19 protein-coding genes are annotated in these 21,927 nt (G+C 63.9%); 16 read left to right on the top strand and 3 right to left on the bottom strand.

What is annotated here, in order from left to right:
- Positions 1 to 23: 23 nt before the first annotated feature.
- Positions 24 to 1,283, top strand: coding sequence for a hypothetical protein (locus GC162_02220; GenBank protein ID MBI1367449.1), 1,260 nt, complete (start codon positions 24 to 26; stop codon positions 1,281 to 1,283).
- A gap of 10 nt (positions 1,284 to 1,293) precedes the next feature.
- Here the strand turns inward: GC162_02220 and GC162_02215 are convergent, their stop codons facing one another.
- Together GC162_02215 and GC162_02210 are read right to left on the bottom strand one after the other, a co-directional pair.
- On the bottom strand, positions 1,294 to 4,647 hold the full coding sequence (locus tag GC162_02215; GenBank protein ID MBI1367448.1) for an MMPL family transporter: 3,354 nt from the start codon (positions 4,645 to 4,647) through the stop codon (positions 1,294 to 1,296).
- A 90-nt stretch (positions 4,648 to 4,737) separates the two neighbouring features.
- Entirely contained in the window at positions 4,738 to 5,880 is a 1,143-nt protein-coding gene (locus GC162_02210) for an efflux RND transporter periplasmic adaptor subunit (protein MBI1367447.1), read from the bottom strand.
- Between the two features lie 463 nt (positions 5,881 to 6,343).
- Between GC162_02210 and GC162_02205 the strand changes: the two genes are divergently transcribed.
- From GC162_02205 to pilO, 7 genes are all read left to right on the top strand, one after another.
- On the top strand, positions 6,344 to 6,943 hold the full coding sequence (locus GC162_02205) for a prepilin-type N-terminal cleavage/methylation domain-containing protein (protein ID MBI1367446.1): 600 nt from the start codon (positions 6,344 to 6,346) through the stop codon (positions 6,941 to 6,943).
- Positions 6,944 to 7,057: 114 nt separating this feature from the next.
- Positions 7,058 to 7,588: a hypothetical protein gene (locus GC162_02200; GenBank protein ID MBI1367445.1), complete on the top strand. Its 531-nt coding sequence runs from the start codon at positions 7,058 to 7,060 to the stop codon at positions 7,586 to 7,588.
- Between the two features lie 40 nt (positions 7,589 to 7,628).
- Positions 7,629 to 7,886, top strand: a complete 258-nt coding sequence (locus GC162_02195; protein MBI1367444.1) for a hypothetical protein — start codon at positions 7,629 to 7,631, stop codon at positions 7,884 to 7,886.
- Positions 7,887 to 7,910: 24 nt separating this feature from the next.
- Complete coding sequence (locus GC162_02190) at positions 7,911 to 8,411, top strand: prepilin-type N-terminal cleavage/methylation domain-containing protein (GenBank protein MBI1367443.1); 501 nt, start codon at positions 7,911 to 7,913, stop codon at positions 8,409 to 8,411.
- A gap of 3 nt (positions 8,412 to 8,414) precedes the next feature.
- Positions 8,415 to 9,560, top strand: coding sequence for a hypothetical protein (locus tag GC162_02185; protein ID MBI1367442.1), 1,146 nt, complete (start codon positions 8,415 to 8,417; stop codon positions 9,558 to 9,560).
- Positions 9,557 to 10,291 (top strand): hypothetical protein, encoded by a 735-nt coding sequence (locus GC162_02180; GenBank protein ID MBI1367441.1) that lies wholly within the window; start codon positions 9,557 to 9,559, stop codon positions 10,289 to 10,291. Before GC162_02185 ends, GC162_02180 begins: the two co-directional genes overlap by 4 nt.
- The gene (gene pilO / locus GC162_02175) at positions 10,281 to 10,823 is read left to right on the top strand and encodes a type 4a pilus biogenesis protein PilO (GenBank protein ID MBI1367440.1); all 543 of its coding nucleotides are present in this window, start codon (positions 10,281 to 10,283) and stop codon (positions 10,821 to 10,823) included. Before GC162_02180 ends, pilO begins: the two co-directional genes overlap by 11 nt.
- Positions 10,824 to 11,179: 356 nt before the next feature.
- On the opposite strand, the gene GC162_02170 is transcribed toward pilO, so the two are convergent.
- Entirely contained in the window at positions 11,180 to 11,452 is a 273-nt protein-coding gene (locus GC162_02170) for a hypothetical protein (protein ID MBI1367439.1), read from the bottom strand.
- Here GC162_02170 and GC162_02165 point away from each other — a divergent pair.
- The 8 genes from GC162_02165 (at position 11,451) to GC162_02130 (ending at position 21,692) form a co-directional block, all read left to right on the top strand.
- Entirely contained in the window at positions 11,451 to 13,472 is a 2,022-nt protein-coding gene (locus GC162_02165) for a hypothetical protein (protein MBI1367438.1), read from the top strand. The genes GC162_02170 and GC162_02165 overlap by 2 nt on opposite strands.
- Positions 13,473 to 13,553: 81 nt before the next feature.
- Positions 13,554 to 14,756: a tetratricopeptide repeat protein gene (locus tag GC162_02160; GenBank protein ID MBI1367437.1), complete on the top strand. Its 1,203-nt coding sequence runs from the start codon at positions 13,554 to 13,556 to the stop codon at positions 14,754 to 14,756.
- Between the two features lie 47 nt (positions 14,757 to 14,803).
- Positions 14,804 to 16,288, top strand: coding sequence for a PAS domain-containing protein (locus GC162_02155; GenBank protein ID MBI1367436.1), 1,485 nt, complete (start codon positions 14,804 to 14,806; stop codon positions 16,286 to 16,288).
- The gene (locus GC162_02150; protein ID MBI1367435.1) at positions 16,285 to 16,680 is read left to right on the top strand and encodes a response regulator; all 396 of its coding nucleotides are present in this window, start codon (positions 16,285 to 16,287) and stop codon (positions 16,678 to 16,680) included. Before GC162_02155 ends, GC162_02150 begins: the two co-directional genes overlap by 4 nt.
- Complete coding sequence (locus tag GC162_02145; GenBank protein MBI1367434.1) at positions 16,677 to 18,329, top strand: HD domain-containing protein; 1,653 nt, start codon at positions 16,677 to 16,679, stop codon at positions 18,327 to 18,329. Before GC162_02150 ends, GC162_02145 begins: the two co-directional genes overlap by 4 nt.
- Complete coding sequence (locus GC162_02140; protein ID MBI1367433.1) at positions 18,326 to 18,661, top strand: anti-sigma factor antagonist; 336 nt, start codon at positions 18,326 to 18,328, stop codon at positions 18,659 to 18,661. The genes GC162_02145 and GC162_02140 overlap by 4 nt, the downstream gene beginning before the upstream one ends.
- Before the next feature lie 38 nt (positions 18,662 to 18,699).
- Entirely contained in the window at positions 18,700 to 20,430 is a 1,731-nt protein-coding gene (locus tag GC162_02135; GenBank protein MBI1367432.1) for a type II/IV secretion system protein, read from the top strand.
- A gap of 32 nt (positions 20,431 to 20,462) precedes the next feature.
- Complete coding sequence (locus tag GC162_02130) at positions 20,463 to 21,692, top strand: type II secretion system F family protein (GenBank protein MBI1367431.1); 1,230 nt, start codon at positions 20,463 to 20,465, stop codon at positions 21,690 to 21,692.
- Positions 21,693 to 21,927: the final 235 nt, after the last annotated feature.

Below are 21,927 nucleotides of genomic sequence, written 5' to 3'. Positions count from 1 at the left end.
TTCGTCCCTCCGGAGCGCCTGCTGTGCCGTTGGTCTACAAACCTGAACAGCTTGAAGTGGGCATGACGCTGCACTCGGCCGTGACGCGCGGCGCGATGGTGCTTTTGCCCGCCGGTCGCACGCTCACCCAGGAGGATCTCAATGTCCTGCGAAAGCGCTTCCCCGAGCAGCGCGTACGCGTCGGCGATCCGGACCTCGACAGCGTGGTGAAGTTCGAGGACGACGGGGCCGACAGCCGCGTGTTCGCCTCGGTGATGGCCAAGACCAACGAATGCATGTCGATGGTCTTCTGCGATGTCAAAGCCGCCAGGACCAAACCCAACGCCAGCAACTACACGGACATCGAGCGGGCGGTGTCGAATGTCATCGCGTATCTCGTCGCCAACCCGATCGGCCGGATTCTGCCCAAGTGTCCGTTCAGTCCCGATTCGTATCTTGCGGATCACATGGCCAACGTCTTTTACCTGAGTATGCAGCTTGGGTCGCGCCTGCGGTGGTACGTCGTGGCGGAGCGCGAGCGGCAGACATCGTGTCGCGATCTGTCGTTCGTGCTGGCGCAGAGTCTTCTGCCGCTCGGCCTCGGGGCGCTGTACATGGACATGGGCATGCTCGATCTTTCGCAGATCGAAGCCAACACAGGCCCGCTCACCGAAGCGGACTGGGCACAGGTGCATCATCATCCCGAGACGGCCCTGGAGCGCCTGCCGTCCAACATGTCCGCCGCCGCACGCATGATCGTCCGCACCCATCACGAAAACTGCGAAGGCACCGGCTACCCCAATCGCCCCGACCCCTGCAAGCTCCATGTCTTCACCCGCATCATCCGCATCGCCGACGTCTTCGACGCCGCCACCACGCCGCGTCCCTATCGCCCCGCCAAGTCGGCGATTCGCGCGTTGTGGGAAATGACCTACGGCCCCGAGCGCCCGTACTACGATCCGACGCTCATCAAGGCGTTCAACGAACTGGTCATGCCCTTCCCCGTCGGCACGCGCCTCGAACTCGACGACGGTCAGACCGCCATCGTTTTCGGCCCGAGCCGCGATCCCTTCGCGCCGCGCGTGGTCTTGCCCTTCGACGACGACGGCAAGCTCAAGCCCGCCGATCAGATCGCGCCGCCGATCGTACTCGACGCCGAGTCCGGCCGCCGCATCGCACGCGTCGATGATGAAGACGTGTCGTATCTGTACACCACGCCCGCCGCCGATAATCCGCCCGCCGCGCCGCCCGCGCCCGCATGGCGCAAACCCGGCGCACCCGAATCCTCGAATAAATGCGGCTGATCTCGTCGCCTCAGGCGCTCGGCGATTCAGTGCTCGAAGCGGCGGGCGTGACTTTCGACATGCTCGTCACGAACAGATCGCGCACGTCGAAGACAAGACTCAGGAGCAGGGGGACGAGAATGAGCGTGAAGAGCGTCGAGCAGACGAGGCCGCCGACGACCACGCTGCCGAGCCCGCGGTACAGTTCGGAGCCGGCGCCGGGGAAGAGCACAAGGGGGAGCATGCCGCCGACGCTGGTGAGCGTGGTCATGAAGATGGGGCGCACGCGGGAGCGGACGGACTCGGCGATCGCCTTCTTGGGCGGCAGTTTCTCGGCGACGACGCCTTCGACCTGCACCTCGGCGATGCCGTTGATGAGATTCAGCGCCTGGTGCACGATGAGAATCGCGTTGTTGACGACGATGCCGATGAGGATGACGAAGCCGAGCATGGTCAATACGTCAAGCTGCTGGCTGGGGATGATTTCGTGCGTGATGCGAAGGGCGAGGAACCCGCCAACGGTCGCCAGCGGCACGCTGAACATGATCACCAGCGGATAGAACCAGCTCTCGAACAAAGCCGCCATCAGCAGGAACACCACGATCAGCGCCAGGAACATTCGGCTGCCGATGAGACTCAGAAGACTCTGTGGATTGAATCCGGTCCATTGTCCGAGCAGCGCGTTTTTGACTTCCCGAAGCTTCGCGGCCGAGCCGGCGAGATTCGTGCTGATCGTCGGCGGGATCAGACCGGCGGTGCGCATCTGCGCGATGTCGCCGTTGATCTGATTCATCGCCTCTTCGAGCGGCATCGACGGCGGCAGATTGATCGACAGCGTCACCGCCCGCTGTTCCTCGACGCGGTTGATCTGCTGCGCCGCGACGGTCCGTCGAATCTCCGCCACGCTCAGCAGCGGCACGGTCTTGCCGATCGGCGTGGCGATCGGGGCCTGATCGAGACTGGCCACGGCGTCGCCCTGATCGCCGCTGCCGGTGATGACTTTCAGGTCAATGTTCTTGCCGGCATCGAGATAGTCGCCGATGATCGCACCGTCGCCGAGCATCTGCACGGCGGTGTTGATGTCGCCCTGCGTCAGGCCCACGTCCGTCGCCTCGACGGGCCGCCGCTGCACGAGAATCTCGATGCCCGGCAGGTTGAAGTTCGCCGGATCGGGACGCAGAAGCTGATACCCGAACTGGGCGCCGTAACGCTGATAGAGCAAGTTGGCGACGTTGTTGACCTGGTCAAGCTCGGGCCCGGCGATTTCGAGTTCGAGCGCGTCGCCGGAGCCGCGCAGCGAAGTCTGAAAGAGCGGGCGCTGCATGGCGAAGCCCATCACATCGGGAATCCCGCGCATCGAAGCGTTCATCAGGTCCGCCACCGGCGCGACGTTCTGATCGTCCGAGCTGATCCCGCCCATGAAGATCATGTCCGGCAGCGCGACGAAAAAGAAGTTCTCGACCGGCGGGGTATGGACCATCGTCATCCGCCCCGTGTGCGGATTCATCGAAGGCACCGGCGGCAGCGCGGCCGCCTGTTCGGGCGTCTTCGCCTCCCAGTACGGACGCATATACGCCTCGATCCGCTCTCCGATCGACTGCTGCTGATCGATGTTGTAGCCCGGCGGGGTGAGCATCACCGCGAACACCAGATTGCGATTGCCCGGCGGCAGATAGCTCGACGGCGGCATGAGCCAATAGCTGGCGAAGATCGACAGGGCGGTCAGGCCCACGATGATGATCGGCCGCAGCACCCACGAATGATTGAGCCATTCGACGAGATCGCCCAGCCCGTCGACCATCGCCGACGGCAGATGCAAAAGCATATACATCACGCCGCGCTTCGCCGGCCTGGGCTTCGGCTCGACGGCGTCGCGCTTGTTGAGCCATTTCGCCGCCGCGCAGGGAATCACGGTGATCGACACGAGCAGACTCAGCGCCACCGAGGCGCAGATCGCCAGCGAAATGTCGCGGAAAAGCTGGCCCGCCTCTTCCTGAATGAACAGCACAGGCAGGAACACCGAAAGCGTCGTCAGGGTCGATGCCAGCACCGCGCCCCAGACTTCCTTCGTCGCCCGGTACGCCGCGGTGGCGGGGCCCTCCCCGAGACTGCGGTGGCGGTCGATGTTCTCGAGCACGACGATGGCGTTATCGACGACCATGCCGACCGCGAACGCCAGGCCGGCGAGACTGATGACGTTGAGACTTCGGCCCATCGCCACCATCGCCACGAACGTCCCGATCACCGAGATCGGAATCGCCAGCGCGATGATCAGCGTCGAGCGGATGCTCCGCAAAAACGCCAGCAGCACGAGCACCGCCAGCGTGCCGCCGACGTAGAGATTGCTCCGCACCAGATCGAGGGCCTGATAGATGTAGATGGTCTGGTCGTAGACCTGCTCGGCGTCGAGCGTGCCGTTGAGATGGAGCCGGCGGGCCTCGGCGGGGAGGATCGACTGCTTGACCGATTCGAGACGTTCCTTCACCGCCTCCATCACTTCGATCACGTTCGACCCGACTTCGCGCTGCGCGTTCATCGCCACGACGACGCGGCCCTTATTCCGGACGATGCGGTCGGGCTCCTTGTGGGTCAGCACCGCCGTCGCCACATCGCGCACGCGCACCACCGGCTCGCCCGGCTCCGACAAAAGCGTGTTGTCGATCTGGTCGAGCCGATCGTAGCGCCCGACGCTGCGGATGCGGATGTCGCGCTTGCCCTCGGCGAGCTGACCGGCGGAGGCGTCAAGGTTCTGCGCCCGCAAGGCCGCGACGAACTGCGAAGGCGAAATGCCCCGCTGCGCCAGCGCCGCCATGTCCACGCGCACCTGCACCTCTCGCTCAATTCCGCCCACCACGTTCACTTCACTCACGCCCGGCACGCGCTCGAACTCGGGCTTGACCCGGTCTTCGAGAAAATCCTGAAGCGTGCGGATGTCGTAGTCGGGGTCGGTCGTCGAGAAGATGATCCACGCGATGTAGTCCCGGTCCGCCGGGTTCGTCGCTTCGACGACCGGATTGTCCACATTCTCCGGGTAATCCGGCACTTCGCGCAGCTTGTCCGACGCCTCGCGGAGCGCATCATCCTTCGTCGTGCCCTGCGCGAACTCGAGCGTGATCTGGCCCTGTCCCTGCGTGCAGACGCTGAGCATCTTCGAGAGCCCGGCGATCGCCTTGAGCTTGTCCTCCTGCTCCTGAATGATCTCCGTCTCGACCTGCTGCGGCGTCGCGCCCTCCCAGTGCGTCGTGATCGACACGACGGTCGTTTCAATATTCGGCGTGAGCTGAATCGGAATCTCGCCGATGGAGATGACCCCGAAAAGCACGATCAACAGCACCCCCACGCTGATCGTCACCGGCTTCGAGATGGCGTAACGAATAATGTCCATGGTTCATGTGGTGAAGCGGCGATTTGGTCAAGTGGTGATGTGAGCATGGCACATCGCCATATCACCACATCGCCATATCGCCACTTCCTTTCATTTTGCAGATTCGGCCGGCGCTTCCGGAGCTTTTTCGCCGACGACTTTCAACGGCTGCCCCGGGAACAAGCGCTCGTTGCCTTCGATGACGACCTGTTCGCCGTCGTTGAGCGCGGCGTCGACGACGAAGCGGTCGCCTTCGCCGAAGCGGATCAGGACGGGGACGGCGATGGCCAGTCCGCCGCGGGCGGCGAAGACGATGTTGCCCGTCGGCGTGGTTCGCACGGCGTCGCGCGGGACGGTCATGGCTTCGATCACCTTGCCGGTGGGAAGCTGAGCCGAGGCGCTCATGCCGGGCTTGAGCATTCCGTCGGCATTGTCGAGCTTGAAGAGCACGCGGAACGTGCGGGCCTTGGGGTCGGCGTCAGGCACGATGCTGAACACGTCGGCGGAGCGCTTGGCGTCGATGGCGTCGAAGCTGATTTCGACGGGTCTGTCCATCGGGACCTGTGCGATCATGAACTGCGGGACTTCGAGCTTGACCTTGACGCGCTGGGTTTCGACCAGCTCGACGACCGGATCGCCCGGCGCGACCCATTGTCCGACTTCGGTGGACTTGCGGGTGATGAACGCATCGAAGGGCGCGATGACTTTGGTCTTTTCGAGCTGCACGTTAAGCCGATCGCGCTTGGCCTTCATCTGCGCGAGCACGGCGTTGGTGACATTGAGCCGGGCGCGGGCCATCGATTCCTTGTCGACGGCGTCATCGAGTTCCTTCTGCCGGGCCACATCCGACGCGAGCAACTGGGCGATGCGCTTGCGGTCGCGCTCCACGGAGGCAAGGGCGGCCTCCATTTCATGAATGGACGACTCGGCTTCATTGACCTGGGCCTCGGCGGCGTCGCGATCAATTTTCAGGAGGGCGTCATCGATCTGCGCGACGGTTTGCCCGGCTTTGACCTCGGTGCCCGGTTCGCCCGGGCCGACGGTCACGCGCCCGGCGCCTTCGGCGGCGACGAGGGATCGTCGGGCCGGTTCGATCTGCCCGGTGACGAGTCGCTGCTCGATGACTTTCATGGTTTTGACGACGCCGAGGCGCACATTGGCGGGCGGAGGTCCGTCGGCGGCGCGTGCGGGCGCGCCGAGGATCGCAACGGCGAGCAGGGCGGACAGGGTGTGAATCAGGCGGCGTTGGCACATCGTTGGAACGTCCGTTTGAGCGAGGAGCGCACGAGTTTCGAGACGGTCAGTCGTGGAGCGCTCGATGGTCTTGAAACGGGCCGGCGCGCTTGTTGGGGAAGCGGGGCGGCGTTGGTCCAGCAATCTAGAAGTCTTTGCAAATGAAGTCAAGAAAGCGGGGCGAAGTCAGGGTGTTTGAAACAAACTGAAAAAGTGACACGGATCGGGTGCGATTGGGGAGGATGCGGAAAATTGTGAAGCTGCGGTTGGGTCCGCGTTGGTTATATCGTCGATTCGTTCTGTTGAGTGCTCGATGGCGGTAGGGCATGGAGCACAGCGCCTCACGCGGCCCGGACGAACGGGAAAGTGGGCGCGGCTTGGGGAATGTTTAGCGCACTTAAGTCGGCCCGACGAGTGGCCGATCAGAATGTGGAGCATGTCGACGGACCGCTGAGGCGGCGAGGCGACGGCTCAGGGAAACGGAATGAACGTGGCAGGTCGGAGAAAGGTTCACCGACCGGAAAACGGAAAGCGTCCTTTTTGGGAGGTCTCTCACATGGTCCGTCAGCGTCGCAACACAGGCTTCACGCTTGTGGAAATCCTCATCGTGGTCGTCATTCTCGGCATTCTCGCCGCGATCGTGATCCCGCAGTTCACGAACGCGTCCGAAGACGCCAAGAGCAGCAGTCTGTTCACGCAGCTGCAGACGATTCGCTCGCAGCTGGAACCTTACCAGGTGCAGCACAACGGCGTGTATCCCACCGAAGCTCTGGTCACGCAGGGCACGGATGACTGGGAAGGTATGAGTCTCAAGAGCAACGTCTCGGGCACCACCGGCACCGGCGCGGGTTTCGACTACGGTCCTTACCTGCAGCAGGCGCCGCGTAACCCCCTGACCAACTCCTCCAAGATCTCGATCGTCACCGGCACCACCGACCCCGCCACCAGCGCCACCGGCATGACCGTCACGGCCGCTGCCACCGCGGACGTCGGCTGGGTCTACAACCCCGACACCGGCCAGATCGCCGCCGCCGCCTTCGATGAAGCCACCGGCGCGGCCGTCACGACCGCTCCCGAACCCTAATCGGTTCGCCTGAGCAAGCAATCTTCAGACGTCTGGGCTTGACGGCCCAGACGCCTCTTTGAGGCGGGAGAACGCATGTTCACCCGCCTCTTTTTTGATCGCAGGAAACGACTCATGTCCGCTTTCGATCACGCCCATCCGACGCGCCGCCCCGGCCTGACGATCGTCGATGTCATCTTCACCATCGCAATCCTGGCCGTCCTCGTCGTGCTCATTCCCCCTCAACTGTCCAGCGCTTCCTCCGCCGCGCTCAACAACACGCTGCGCGAGGATCTGAAGAATCTCCGCCGCCAGATCGAGCTTTACGCAGCGCAGCATCACAACGTCGGCCCGGGGTTCCGTGACGGCAACACGCTCTCGCAGCCGACCGAGTCGGCGTTCATCGAGCAGATGATCGGATGGACCGACGGATCGGGGCGCGCGTCGGCCAGCAACAGCAGCGTGTTTCGGTACGGGCCTTACCTGCGCGCCGTGCCGGCGGACGCGGTCAACGGACGTGCTTCGATCCGCATGATTAACCTCGGCGCTCCGTTGCCCGATAAGGCAAGAGGCGAGGCCGGCTGGATCTATCACGCCGGCACGCTCGACATCCGCCCCGACGCCCTCGGCGCCGACGAGCAGGGCGTGCGCTACTTCGACTACTGAACCACGTGTACATCAACCGCATTTGAAAGAGGACAACACCATGAAGAGTCTGGCATATCTCAACGGCGTACTGACGGTGCTGGCGGTGCTTCTGGCCCTGCAGCTTTGGACAAGTTGGACCAGCAGTCCCGATATCGCGTCGCCGGCGTATGCGCAGGGCATTCCCGACGAGGGCGCCCAGCGCAACCAGATCATCGATCAGCTTAAGCTCCTCAATCAGAAAACCGAAGAAATGAAGGGGCTTTTGCTGTCCGGCAAGATCAGCGTCAAGGTGACGCTGCCCGCCAAGGGCGAGTAAACGCACCCGCGCTGTGGAGTGAGGATGAACCGCGCATCGCGCCAATCCGCTCGGGGGTTCACGCTCATCGAAGTGCTGGTGGTCGTGATCATCCTCGGCATCGCCGGCGCGATCGTCGTGCCGCACATGCTCGAAGCCGGCACCCTGAGCATTCAGGCCGCGGCGCGCATGATCATCAGCGATGTGCTCTACGCGCAGAACGAGGCGATCGCCCGGCAGGCGACCTACAAGGTCGTCTTCGACGCCGCAAACAACAGTTATCGCCTCACCGACGCGAACGATGTGACGCTGTCGGCGGCGTGGCGCGGCGGGGCCTTCGTCGTCGACTTCGATCAGGACCGTCGCTTCAGCGGCGTGCAGATCACCAAGGTCGACTTCGCCGGCGGCAACACCGTGAGTTTCGACGAGCTGGGCGCGCCGAGCACGGGTGGAACGGTCGAACTCTCAGCGGACGGTCATCAATACCGGGTCACGGTGACCGCGTTCACGGGTCGGGTCACAGTCGCTCCCATTTCAGGAGGGTAAGCGGTGGCAGGAAAATGGTTCGCCAAGAAGGTCATGCCCATCGGGCTGGACCTTGGCGCTTCGAGCGTCAAGATGGTCCAGTTCGCATCGGGGTCCAACGGTTTGTACATCGCCGCCGCGGCGCGTTACGACCTGCCGCCTCAAGCCATGCGCGAAGGCCCCGAGCGATTCGCGGCGCTTCAGACCGCGGTGGGCGAACTCTACGCGTCGGCGCCGTTCACCGGACGCCAAGTCGTCTCGCTGCTGCCTGACGCCGTCGTGCAGTACAAGAACGTGCGCATGCCCATGATGCCGCCGGACGAACTGGCCAGTGCGGTGCAGTTCGAGGCGAACGATCGCTTCAACAGCGCCAACGGCCCGGCCGCGGTGCAGCATGTCATCGCCGGCGAGGTGCACCAGGGCGACGAGACGCGGCTGGAGGTCATGCTCATGGCCGCGCCGCAGGCGACGATCGATGCGTACATGAACGTGTTCACCGAGAACAATCTGCATCCCATGGCGCTGGATGTGGCGCCGACCGCGCTGGCGCGCTGCTTCGGGCAGGGCGCCCGTCGCGAGAGCGACGCCGACACCGTGCGGGTGCTTGTCGATCTGGGCTACGCCTCCAGCAAGGTATTGATCATGCGCGGCCACCAGATCGCCTTCTACAAGGGTATCGACCTGGGCGGACGCGCCATCAACGACGCCGTCGCCGCTCATCTGAAGATCACCCCCGCCGACGCCGCCACGCTGCGTCGCAAGAAGATGCTCGGCCTCTTCGACGCCGCATCGGAAGACCCCAAGCTTTTCGGCTCGACGCGCCGCGAGGACGTCGATCGCGCCTTAAACGATGCGGTCCGCCCGGTGCTTGACGATCTGGCCAAGGAAATCGGACTCTGCCAGCGCTACCACTCCGTCACGTTCCGCGGGGCGCGCTCCGGCGAGGTCCATCTGTGCGGGGGCGAAGCTTACGACACGCAGATCGCCTCCGTGATCAGCGAGCGGCTGGAGGTTCAGACGACCGTCGCCGAGCCGCTGGCGCGGATCGATCTGGGGGATTGCAAGCTGATGATCGAGCGTCGGGGCGCGATGCCCGAATGGGCCGCCGCCGCCGGGCTCGCCCTGCGCGGTTGCGCCTCGGAAGCCAACGAACTGCGAGGTGCCGCATGAGCATTTTCGGATCGTCCCAGTTGTACAACGAAGTCGACTTCGTCCCGGCATGGTACCGCCGCAAGGAGGCCAATCGCCGGAGCACCAAGCGGCAGATGGTCATGGTCGTCGTGCTGGTGGCGGGCATGGCGGCGCTGCTGGTGCAGAACTGGCACACGCATGAAGCGCTCGCCAGCTACGCCGACCAACTGACCCGCAAGCTCGAATCGACCAAGATGCAGATTACCGAGGCGACCAAGCTTCGCGCTCAGCAGGCGGCGCTCGACAAGCAGCTCCGCGTGCATCGTGAACTGCACAAGCCCATCGACTACAGCCACATCATCGGCACCATGGCGCACATCGCGCCGCCTTCGATCTCGATGCGCGACCTGTCGATGGAAACCGAGAAGGTGACCTACACCCGCCCGATCGCCGCCGGCGACAAGGGCTTCGCCGATTCGGCCAAGGGCAAGGGCGCCGCCGGCGCAAAGCCCAGGACGGTCACCGAATCGTATTGGGTCGTGTCCGTCGAACTCGAGGGCATCGCGCCCAACGATCGCGACGTGGCGAACTTCATCGGCGAACTGGCCGCCAGCAAAGTGTTCCAGAACGTCAAGATGATCTATTCCAAGGCCGGAACCTTCGGACCGTACGTGACGCGAAACTTCCGCATCCGCATGGAGGTGCCGCTCGACTGCAAGTACGAGGACGCCAACCGCGCCAAGACAGGGGAGGTCGCCAATGCGCGCTAACTTCAAAGGCAAATGGCTGACGATCGGCATGGTCACGCTCATCGCGGCCTTCGTCGGGCTCGGGTGGTATCCGCTCCGCCGGGACATTCAGCGTCTCCGCGCTCAGATCGCCCAGACGCAGCAGTCGATTCTCGGCGCCGAGGGCAAGGCCGACGACCTGACGGAACTGGACCGCACGGTCAAGCAGATCCGTCAGGAGATCGCCTCCACGAGCAAGGTCATTCCCGAGCAGGGCGAGCTGGCGAATCTGATTCGCGAGTTGAGCACGACGATGGAGGCCTCGCACCTGACCGATCCGAGCATCGCCACGGACGCCACGGTCCTGGGCGCCAACTACGCCACGATGCCGATCCGCGTCAGCTTCAAGGGCAAGTCCGCCGACGCCTTCGACTTCATCCGCAAGATCGACCACATGTCGCGCCTGGTGCAGGTCACCAATCTGGACTTCCACGGTCAGAACGGCGAAGGCCTGATCAACGCGGAGATGAAGCTCAACACGTACTTCTACACGACGCAGGAGGGCTCGCGATGAGTCTTCAGGTTCAGATGAACAACATGAAACGCCAGCTCATGGCGGACAAGAAGAAGCTGAGCATTCTCGTGACGATGGTGCTGGTGGGGCTGCTGCTTTGGGGCCGGCTGCTGATGCAGAACGTGCCCAAGACGGCGACGGCGATGCCGGTGCCGCGCAAGGCGACGGCGGCGACGTCGTCCGATAAAACGGCGGCGTCGGCGACGAACGCGAAGCTCAATGTGATTGAGGCGTCGCTGTTCGACACGGCGGATCGCGATCTGTTCGCCGTCAACGGCGCCGGATATCCGCGCATCGAGAAAGGCGAGGAAAACAGCACGGGTGTAACAAAGTCGGTCGTCGATTCGGCCGATGGTTCATCCAAGGCACAGGCGGCGATCGAGCACGAGGCGCAGGGCCTCAAGCTCCAGAGCACGATCCTGGGCGCGCGTCCTCGGGCGATGATCAATGGCACATTGGTCGCGCCCGGCGAGACGGTGCAGGGATTCGAGCTTGTCGAAATCCGCCCGCGTGCGGTGACAGTGAAAAAAGACGGCGTGGTCGTCGTCCTTGAAATGTAAACGAGGCCAAGAGAGCACCACAGGGGAGCCGTGAGAGGGCTCAGGAAAACGCACAAGGAGTCTGAACATGTTCAGCATGCGAACGAAGCTTTTGACGGCGACTTTTTTTTGCACCTTCGGGTGGGTCTGTAACGGTCAGGCGACGGAGGGAACCGAGCAGTTCACCGAAGGCGCCGCCGCGCCGGTCGCCGCTCCCGCTCCCGCGGCCGAGCCGACGCCTGACGACGTGATCCAGGCCGTCTCCGACGCCGTGTCCAAGGGCCAGGTCAAGGCGCCCGCCGACGCGACGCCCGTCGCCGACACGACCGCGCCCGCCGCGCCGGCCGCCGACGCCATCGACGCGGGCAAGAAGGGCGTGTCCGTCACGAACTTCGACACCGTCTCGCTCAACGTGCAGAACACCGACCTGGCCAACGTGCTTCAGCTCCTGTCCATTCAGGGCAAGCGCAACATCGTGCCCAGCCCCAAGGTCTCCGGCACCGTGACCGCCAACCTCTATGACGTGACCTTCCATGAAGCCCTCGACGCCATCCTTCAGCAGAACGGCGCCGGCTACATCGAGAAGGGCAACTTCATCTTCGTCTACACCTTCGACGAATTGCAGAAGATCAAGGACGCGGAGCGCAAAGTCGCCCACCGCATCTTCAAGCTCAACTACATCACCGCCCAAGACGCCTCGACGTTCATCACGCCGCTCCTGTCCTCCGCCGGCTCGATCGCCATCAGCGGGCAGGTCGCGGCGGGCTTCCAGCCCTCGACCTCCGACGGCGGGGCCAACAGCTTCAGCCATGCTGAAACCATGATCGTTCGCGACTATCCCGAACACCTGGAGGAAGTCGCCAAGGTCGTCGAGCAGATCGACACCAAGCCCGAGCAGGTTCTCGTCGAAGCGACGATCCTCAAGGCCGACCTGACCGAAGACCTCGCCTTCGGCGTCGACCTGTCCATCCTCGCCGACATGGGCCTGGCCACCGGCGGCGTCTCCAACCTCGCCAACACCGTCAACAGCATGATCGACGGCACCATCAAGTCCAACCCCACCGGAGCCGTGACGACTTCCGTCGGCAACGTCTCGACGGGCAAGAGCGGCGTCAAGGTCGGCATCCTGACGCACAACGTTCAGGTCTTCGTCCGTGCCCTCGATCAGGTCACCGACACGACCATCCTCGCCAACCCCAAGATCATGACGCTCAACCGTCAGCGGGCCGAAGTGCTCGTCGGCGAAAAGGTCGCCTACCTGTCGACCACCGCCACCGCGACCGCGACCACGCAGACCGTCGAGTTCCTGGACACGGGCACGCAGCTCACCCTGCGTCCGTTCGTCTCCAGCGACGGCAACATCCGTCTGGAACTCAAGCCCTCGATCTCCAGCGCGACGCTCCGCGATGCGGGCGCCGGCGCCAATGTCGTGACCCTGCCTGACGAAACGACGCAGGAGTTGACCACCAACGTGATGGTTCCCGACGGCCGGACCGTCGTGCTCGGCGGGCTCTTCAAGGAAGAGACCACCATCAGCCGCAATCAGGTCCCGGGCCTGGGCGAAATCCCGCTCGTGGGCGAGGCCTTCCGCGGTCACGACAATACGGTCGACCGCAGCGAAGTGATCTTCCTGATCACGCCGCACATCGTGAAGGATTCGGCGCTGGCGGCGGCGGGCGAAGCGGCGTCGAACGGCGTGCAGATGGCGCGCCTGGGCGCTCGCGAGGGCCTGCTGCCCTGGAGCCGGTCGAAGATGACGGCGGCGCATGTGCGTGACGCGCTCAAGTACATGGAAAGCAATGACAAGGACAAGGCGCTGTGGGAAGTGGACATGGCTTTGAGCATGGACCCGAACCTCACCGAAGCGCGTCGTTTGAAGGAGAAGCTGACCGGTCAGCGTGCCTACTGGCCCGGCAACAACCTGCTCGACGATGTGGTCGATGTGATGGTCGGCGATCAGACTCGCCGCCGGGAGATTCAGGGTGTGAAGATCACGCCTGACCCGACGCCGACGCTGCCCCCGCTGGGCGACGCCAAGGCGGCCGCCGCTGCTGACCCGGCGACGACGCCGACCGCTTCGGTCGACACCGACGAAACCTCGGGCGACTGAAGACCGATGAAACATCCGGCCGGTGGTCTGAAAGGGACAGGCCACCGGCCGTTTTAGTTCACTCACGTAAAGGGAACACGCATGGGACGCAATCGAATCAAATGGGCATGGATGCTCGCGACGGCGCTGGCCGTCATGGGCTTCGTCAGTGGTTGTGCCGGTCAGCCCAAGCAGTCGGAGGCGCGCAAGATGGCGCGCGAGCGCTGGGCCGACGCACGCTCGAAGATCATGTTCGCCATGGCCAAGCAGCAGTTCGAGAACGGCGAGCTGGACAAGGCGGACAAGACCATCACCGAAGCGATCAGCATCAATGCCACACAGGCCCCGTACTACGATCTGGCCGCCCGCATCCTGATGGAGCGCGGCCAGCTTGAGCGGGCCTACAACACCGTCGGGCACTCCATTGAGCTCGACGCCAAGCGCACCGAGTCGCACTACCTCATGGGCGTGATCGAACAGCGCTGGCAGCGCTACGAAGCGGCGCTTGAGCAGTACGACACCGCCTACCAGTGCACGCCCGACGACGTCGCGCCGCTGCTCGCCGCCGCGGAGATGCTCGTCAAGCTCGACCGCACGGACGAGGCGATCAAGCGCCTCGAGGAAAAGCGCTCGTACTTCGAGAACAACGCCGGCCTGCGCGTGTCGCTCGGCCGCATGTACCTGTTGAAACGCGACATGGCCAACGCCACGGCCCGCTTCAAGGAAGCGGCCCTGTTGGCGCCCGAGGACATGAGCATCATCGAGCAGCTCGCGATGGCCGAATACGCCGATTCGCAGTGGGCCGATGCGATCTTCCATTTGACGAAACTGCTGGGCGATCCGGCGTTCTCGGATCGTTCGGAACTGAAGATGGCGCTGGGCGACTGCTACATGGCCACGAGCAAGCCCGTCGAAGCGCGCCGCGTGTTCATGGACCTGACCCGCGAGAACCCCAATGACGTCAACGCCTGGGTGAAACTCGCGGAGTCGGCATGGACGGTCGGCGATGCGGTGCGGCTCAACGAGGCGGCGGCGCGCGTGCAGGCGCTGGCGCCCGAACGGTCGGAAGGATATCTGCTCCGCGGCATGATCCTCATGCGCGACGGGCGGTCGCAGGAAGCGATCGCGTGGTTCGACAAGGCGGGTCAGCTCGCCTCGACGAATGCCATGCCGTGGATCTTGAAGGGCATCACGCAGGAGCGCATGGGCGACAAGCACGCCGCCGCCGAATCGTATCGGCAGGCGCTGCGCGTCGCGCCCAACGATGCGCGTGCACAGCGTTTGCTCGTGGGAGTCAATGAGTAAACGTCCGCCTGGAGGCGGATGACGTACGCGGAAGGAGCCCCGGTTCAGTGAACCTCTCTCGCACGCTCAGTCTGATTGTCGCAACCACCGCCGCCATTGTGCTGGCGGTGGTGCTGTTGGGCGCGCCGGAGGGGGGGTGGGCGTGGACGGAGACGGGCTGGTGGATCGTGCCGGGCGTGATTCTTATCGCCGCCGGCGCCATCGCGCTGGTGCACTACGTCTGCTCCAGCGCCCTGATCGATCGTCCGCTCCAATCACTTCGCAAACGCATTGACATGCTCGACGGCGAAACCGCCGCCGCGCCCGCCGCACCGATCGACGGCTGGCTCGCCCCCTTGTCGCAGGCGATCGACCGCACGCTCTGCCAGCACCGCGCCCGCGTGGATCAGCTCCGCACGGACCGGCGGGAGCTGGAGATCCAGGTGCGCGTCGCCGACGCCGAGCGCAAGCACGCGGAGGCGATTCTTCATTCGATCAGCGACGCGGTGATCGTCACCGATGCGTTCAACGAAGTGGCGCTGGCCAACGAGACGGCGGCGATAACGCTCCGCTTCAATCTCACCGCCGCGCGGCGTCAGCCGATCGACCGGGTGATCAGCGATCCCGCCCTCATCAAGCTCATCAAGGACATGCGCGAGAGCGGCCGCGGACGGGCGAGCCGGCACATCGAGCACCGCATCACCAGCAGCGGGCGCGCGAAGGTGTACGACGTGACGCTGGCGTGCGTGAGCACCGACGAGGGCGACGTGACCGGCGTCGTCACGATCCTGCGCGACGTGACGCGCGAGAAGGAAATCGCGGAGATGAAGAGCGATTTCGTCTCCGGCGTGTCGCACGAACTTCGCACCCCGCTGAGCTGCATCAAGGCGTATGTCGAGATGCTCGTCGACGGCGAAGCGGCCGACGAACAGACGCGCGCCGATTTCTACAACATCATCCAGTCGGAGACGAACCGGCTGAGCCGGCTCATCGACAATATTCTCAACATCAACCGCATCGAGTCGGGGATCATCCGCGTGCAGCGCGAGGACATCTGCCTCTCGTCGGTGATCAGCGACGCGGTCGAGGTGATGCGTCCGCAGGCGCGGGCCAAGCAGATTTCGCTCACCGAGCAGGGCTCGCCGCTGGGCTACAGCATCTACGCCGACAAGGACATGATGTATCAGGTGCTTTTGAACCTGATCTCCAACGCCATCAAGTACACGCCCGCCGGCGGGAAGATCACGATCGACACGCTCGTCGACGACGTGAACCGCAGCGTGACGGTCAGCGTGACCGACACGGGCGTGGGCATTCCCGAGGACGCCATGCCGCACCTGTTCGGCAAGTTCTACCGCGTTCCGGATCACAAGAAGATCGCCAAGGGCACCGGTCTGGGCCTCAACCTCGTCAAGCACGTGGTGGAGACGGTGCACATGGGCAAAGTGCGCGTCGAAAGCAAGCTGGGTGAGGGCAGCCGTTTCTCGGTGACGCTGCCCATCAGCGACAGCGCCGTCACACCGATCGCCAGCCCCACAGGAGGCGCCGCATGAGCGCGGACAAGAAGCGTATCCTCGTCGTCGATGATGAATCGCACATTCTCAACGTGCTGAGTCTCAAGCTCCAGAACGCCGGCTATGACGTGGTCACGGCTGCGGACGGCGAAGAGGGCTACGACCTGGCGATGCAGACGACGCCCGACCTGATCATCACGGATTTTCAGATGCCGTTCCTGACGGGTCTGGAGCTGTGCGAGAAACTCAAGCAGACGCCCGCCACGCAATCGACGCCGGCCCTGATGCTCACGGCGCGCGGGTACAGCTTGACCCAGAAGGATCTGGAAGGCACGAACATTGTCGGAGTTCTGAGTAAGCCCTTCAGCCCGCGCGATGTGCTGGCGAAGGTGCAGGAGCTGGTGCAGATGCGCCCGGTGGAGAAGTCATGAGCCCGAGTTCGTCTCAGATTGAGTTGATCGGCCCTGACGCCGATCTGGCGCAGCGCTGCGGAGCGCTGGGCATCACGCTGCTGGAGGTCGACCTCAACGGCGCGGTGTGCCGAACGTATCTGCGACCGGACCGGCCGCTGGAGGCGGTCGTGGTCGGCTCGCCGATGTTCCGCCTGGGACTGGCGGGCGAAGCCCGCCGCTGGGCGACGCAGGACACGCCGCGCGTGGCGCAGCTCTGGAGCGGATGCTACATCCTGCCGCTGGCCCGGACGCAGCGCCGCCGCCGCTTCGCCTATTACGTCGCAGTCGTCATCACCCCCGAGCTCGCCGCCGCCGAGCAGTTCCATGCGCTGTGCGACAGCGCCCGTCTCGATCGCGTCACCGCCGCGCAGCGCCTCGCCAAACAGCCCGCCGCCTCGCCGCAGGAACTCGGACGAAGCGCCACGCTGCTGGCATGGATGACGCAGGACATCGAACGCATCGCTCAGCAGGATTCGGAAATCGATCTGCTCAGCCAGCAGCTTGGTGAAACCTACGAGGAACTGAACCTCGTCTACAAGCTCTCGGCCCACATGACCGTCACGCAGGATTCGCGCACCTTCCTTCAGGACGCGCTGGCGGAACTGCATCAGGTGGTGGGCCTGAAGTGGACCGTGCTCCAGCTTGGCGACACCGATGTCCGCCTCGAAGCGCTGCAGGGTCAGTCGATCATCTGCTCCGACGAACCGCACGACGAGGCGGCCTTCCGCAAGATCGGCCTGGAACTGCTCGAGCGTCACGGCCACGCCGGTCCCGCCATCATCGAAAACGCCCGCTCGATGGGCATCGAAGCGCTCGCGGCGATCGCCGACCGCATGTTGATCGTGCCCATTCTCGTCGAGGGCCGCCCGCTCGCCGTCCTCTTCGGCGCTGACAAGCTCGACGGGTCGGAGCTTTCGAGCGTGGACTCGAAGCTGGTGACCTCGACCGCCCAGAACATCGGCATCTTCCTCGAAAACGCAATGCTCTATGAAGACATGCAGGACATGTTCATGGGAACCCTGCATGCGCTCGTCAGCTCGATCGACGCCAAGGATTCGTACACCTGCGGTCACTCGGAGCGCGTCGCCTGGCTCAGCCGCCAGCTCGCCGAGGCGGCGGGGCTCGATCCTTACACCGTCGAGCGCGTGTATCTGTCGGGGCTGATTCACGACGTGGGCAAGATCGGCGTGCCCGAGGCCGTCCTCTGCAAGCCCGGCAAGCTCACCAACGAAGAATTCGACATGATCAAGACGCACCCGGAAATCGGCGTGCGCATCCTGAAGGACATCCGCCAGATGCAGGACCTTCTGCCCGGCGTGCTGCACCATCACGAACGCTGGGACGGGCGCGGCTATCCGTACAAGCTCGCCGGTCAAGACATCCCGCTTTTCGGTCGATTGATCTGTCTGGCGGACAGCTTCGACGCCATGAGCTCCACGCGCACCTACCGCAACGCCTTGCCGCTGGAAAAGGTGCTCCAGGAGATCGAACGCTGCGCCGGGGCCCAGTTCGATCCGGAGCTGGCGAAGGTGTTCGTCAAGCTCGATTTCGAGCCGTTCAAACGTATGGTCGAGGAACATCAGCAGCGCCGCAGTCCGCTTCATCAGGCCATGAGGAGCGTGTCATGAAGATCGCACACGAAGACTATGACCAGATTTCCGTCATCAAGCTCAACGGCGAATTGACCGCCGACGAACTGGATCCGTTGCGCCGCGTCGTCAACGACCGCCTGGGCTCCAACGTCCGCGACTTCGTCGTCGAGATGAGTCAGCTCGACTTCGTCGACTCGCGCGGGCTCGAGACTTTGCTCTGGCTTCAGGATCAGGCGGGCGAAAACCTCGGACAGGTCCGTCTCGTCAATCCGCCGGAGAACGTGAGGAAGATTCTTCAGATGACCCGGCTCGACAAGTGCTTCGATACGCATCAGGACGTGGACAGCGCCTTGAAGAGTCTGCGATGAACGCCGGCTCGTTCCGCGATCGCCATGGAAGGTGAGATATGACCGAATCGAACACGAACCACACCGCGACTTCCGCCAAGCCCAAGCAGATCGGCGGGCTGCTCCTGCATCACGGCCTCATCACCGAGCAACAGATCGCCGACGCCCTCGCGTATCAGAAGGAGCAGGGCAACCGCAAGCTGCTCGGCGAAGTGTTCATCGAACTGGGCTACGTCACCGAGGATCAGGTCGCCGAGGTGCTCGCCGAGGCGTACGAAGTGCCCTTCGCCAAGATCAATCCCAAGATCGCCGACCCGCGCGTCGTCGAGATGCTCCCGCGCGAGTTCATCGAAAAGCACAACGTCCTGCCGCTCTTTCACGTGCAGGGCAAACTGACGATCGCCATGACCGAGCCGTCCAACGTCTTCCTCATCGAGGAAATCGGCCGGCTCGCCAACTGCCCCGTGCAGATCGTCGCCTCGCCCGTCGCCGACATCCGCGCGACCCTGCAGGCGCATCTCCCCAGCGCCAACGTCTTCGTCATCGATGAGCTTGTCGACGACGTCAAGCCCGAGGATTTCTCGGTCGTCGAAAAGCAGGTCACCGAGCTGACGAACCTCGAAGAGGTCGCCGGCCAGTCGCCGGTCGTCAAGCTCGTCAACTATCTGATCTACTCCGCTGTGCAGGACGGCGCGTCGGATATTCACATCGAACCCGATGACAATCGCCTGCGCGTGCGCTACCGCGTCGACGGGCGCATGTTCGAGAAGCTGCGTCCGCCTTCGGGTATGCAGGCCGCCGTCGTCAGCCGCATCAAGATCATGGCCAACATGGACATCTCCGAACGCCGACTCCCGCAGGACGGCGGCATTCACGTCCTTCTCGACGGCCGCCCGATCGACCTGCGCGTCTCCTCCATGCCCGGCAAGTTCGGCGAAAAAGTCGTCATCCGCGTCATCGACAATTCCAACATCTCCGTGAGTCTCGACAAGATCGGGTTCAACCGCGAGATGCTCGAAAAATTCCGACACGCCCTGCACGAGCCGCACGGCGTCATGCTCGTCACCGGGCCGACCGGCTCCGGTAAATCGACGACGCTCTACTCCATGCTCTCGGAAATCAACGACGAAGACGTCAACGTCTGCACCGTCGAAGATCCCGTCGAGTACAACCTCGCCGGCGTCAATCAGTTCCAGGTCAACGAAAAGGCCGGGTTCACCTTCGCCGGGGCTCTCCGCGCCCTGCTGCGTCAGGACCCGGACATCATCATGGTCGGTGAAATCCGCGACCTGGAGACCGCGCGGATCGCCACGCAGGCCGCGCTGACCGGACACCAGGTGCTCTCGACCTTGCACACCAATGATGCGCCGAGCACGATCACGCGGCTGGTGAACATCGGCGTCGAGCCGTTCCTCATCGCCGCCGCGCTGCGCGGCGTGCTGGCGCAGCGGCTCATCCGCAAAATCTGCTCGCACTGCAAGGAGCCCGTCGAACCGACCGCCGTGCAGCGCAAGGCCTTGACCGACACGTTCGGCAAAGCCGACACGATCTACCACGGCGCCGGCTGCCCCAAATGCCGTGGCACCGGATACAGCGGGCGACTGGGCATCTTCGAATACCTGTCGATGAGCGATTCGGTCATCGAGCTGGTGTCGAGCGGCGCCGGTCCCGCCGCCATCCGAAAAGCCGCCGAAGCCGAGGGCTTCGTGCAGCTTCGGCGCGACGGCATGGAGAAAGTCATCGCCGGGCTCACGACCGTGGATGAGGTCCTTTACGCCACCGCCGTCTGATCGACGCGAGCCGCCGCGCCGGAGAAAGCATCATGGCCACGTTTCAATACACCGCTCGCGACACCAAAGGCGCTCTGATCAACGGGATCATCGCCGCGCCCAACGCCTCTGACGCCGGTCGTCTGCTGCGCGCCGAAGGCAAGTACGTCGTCAAGCTCAACGAGACGCGCAACGGCGCCGTCGCGGGCGAACCGATTCTCACCCTCGAGCAGGCCGCCCGCCGCGTCAGGCGTGACGACGTCATCTATTTCACGCACCAGATGTCCATCATGGTCCAGACCGGCGTGCCCATCAGCGAAGCGCTCGACTCGGTTTGCCAGCAGACGACCAACGAGCACTTCCGCCGCGTCCTGGAGGACGTCGCCAACACCGTCAACAGCGGTTCGTGCCTCTCGGCCGCGCTGAGCAAGCACATGAGCGTGTTCCCGCAACTGATGATCTCGCTATTGGAGGCGTCGGAAGCGTCGGGCACGATGGGCTCGATGTTCGAGCGCATCAGTTTGTATCTGGGCAAGGAACGCGCGACGGTCAAGAAAGTCCGCGGGGCGATGATGTACCCGGCGTTCATGGCGACGATGGCCATCGGCGTGACGATCTTCCTGCTCACGTTCGTGCTCCCGCGCTTCGCCAACATCTACGCCGGCCGCGGCGCGACATTGCCCGCGCCGACGCGCATTCTGATGGCGACCTCCGGCGTGCTCATTCAATACTGGTATCTGTTTCTGGGCGGATTCATCGGGGCGATTGTCGGATTCCTCTACATCCGCACCACCGACTGGGGCCGCAGCGCCATCGATCAGTTGAAGTTGTCCACGCCCGTCCTCGGCACCATGTTCAGCCAGCTCTACATCACTCGCGCGATGCAGACGATGGGCACCATGATCGCCGCCGGCGTCCCCGTCCTGGACATGATCGCCATCACCAAGCGCGTGACCAACAACGTCCACTTCAAGAAGCTCTGGGACTCCGTCGACGCCCGGCTCCAGCAGGGCAGCCAGCTTTCCGACGCGCTCCACGAAAGCCCGCTCATCCCCAAGTCCATCTCCCGCATGATCAGCTCCGGCGAACGCGCCGGCCGACTCGGACAGGTCATGGAGAAGATCGCCGAGTTCACCGAGAACGACTTCGACGAATCCGTCCGCCGGGTCACGCAGTTCATCGAACCCCTGATGATCTCCGTCATGGGCACGATCATCGGCGGCGTCGCCATCAGTCTGCTCCTGCCGATCTTCTCGATCAGCAAGGTGATGACGGGGCATTGAAAAAGCGCTCAGAAATCAGCGGTCAGCGATCAGCTTTCTGCTGCGAATGACACGCGCAGTACCTGCTTCCGCTCTTGCTGACACCTGATGCCTGAATGCTGATGCCTTCGGATTCAAGTCACCTGCCGCTTGCACCGATAGACCAGTGGGAAGGGTGAGCAGGACAGTCGGGGCGGAGTGAAGCAAGAGGGTGAGATAAACCGCCCGGCGTGCGGAGGAGCACGCCGGGCGGTTG

This window comes from Planctomycetota bacterium, from assembly GCA_016125255.1.
In the GTDB taxonomy this organism is placed as follows: domain Bacteria; phylum Planctomycetota; class Phycisphaerae; order Phycisphaerales; family Zrk34; genus RI-421.
Note: the sequence above shows the minus strand (reverse complement) of the source record. Positions and strands in the feature narration are given on the sequence as shown.

What these genes read in the sequence shown, in the direction of transcription:
- GC162_02215 (MBI1367448.1), bottom strand. Translation starts at nt 4,647, where the DNA reads ATGGACATTATTCGTTACGCCATCTCGAAGCCGGTGACGATCAGCGTG.
- GC162_02210 (MBI1367447.1), bottom strand. Translation starts at nt 5,880, where the DNA reads ATGTGCCAACGCCGCCTGATTCACACCCTGTCCGCCCTGCTCGCCGTT.
- GC162_02205 (MBI1367446.1), top strand. Translation starts at nt 6,344, where the DNA reads ATGAACGTGGCAGGTCGGAGAAAGGTTCACCGACCGGAAAACGGAAAG.
- GC162_02200 (MBI1367445.1), top strand. Translation starts at nt 7,058, where the DNA reads ATGTCCGCTTTCGATCACGCCCATCCGACGCGCCGCCCCGGCCTGACG.
- GC162_02195 (MBI1367444.1), top strand. Translation starts at nt 7,629, where the DNA reads ATGAAGAGTCTGGCATATCTCAACGGCGTACTGACGGTGCTGGCGGTG.
- GC162_02190 (MBI1367443.1), top strand. Translation starts at nt 7,911, where the DNA reads ATGAACCGCGCATCGCGCCAATCCGCTCGGGGGTTCACGCTCATCGAA.
- GC162_02180 (MBI1367441.1), top strand. Translation starts at nt 9,557, where the DNA reads ATGAGCATTTTCGGATCGTCCCAGTTGTACAACGAAGTCGACTTCGTC.
- pilO (MBI1367440.1), top strand. Translation starts at nt 10,281, where the DNA reads ATGCGCGCTAACTTCAAAGGCAAATGGCTGACGATCGGCATGGTCACG.
- GC162_02165 (MBI1367438.1), top strand. Translation starts at nt 11,451, where the DNA reads ATGTTCAGCATGCGAACGAAGCTTTTGACGGCGACTTTTTTTTGCACC.
- GC162_02170 (MBI1367439.1), bottom strand. Translation starts at nt 11,452, where the DNA reads ATGTTCAGACTCCTTGTGCGTTTTCCTGAGCCCTCTCACGGCTCCCCT.
- GC162_02160 (MBI1367437.1), top strand. Translation starts at nt 13,554, where the DNA reads ATGGGACGCAATCGAATCAAATGGGCATGGATGCTCGCGACGGCGCTG.
- GC162_02150 (MBI1367435.1), top strand. Translation starts at nt 16,285, where the DNA reads ATGAGCGCGGACAAGAAGCGTATCCTCGTCGTCGATGATGAATCGCAC.
- GC162_02145 (MBI1367434.1), top strand. Translation starts at nt 16,677, where the DNA reads ATGAGCCCGAGTTCGTCTCAGATTGAGTTGATCGGCCCTGACGCCGAT.
- GC162_02140 (MBI1367433.1), top strand. Translation starts at nt 18,326, where the DNA reads ATGAAGATCGCACACGAAGACTATGACCAGATTTCCGTCATCAAGCTC.
- GC162_02135 (MBI1367432.1), top strand. Translation starts at nt 18,700, where the DNA reads ATGACCGAATCGAACACGAACCACACCGCGACTTCCGCCAAGCCCAAG.
- GC162_02130 (MBI1367431.1), top strand. Translation starts at nt 20,463, where the DNA reads ATGGCCACGTTTCAATACACCGCTCGCGACACCAAAGGCGCTCTGATC.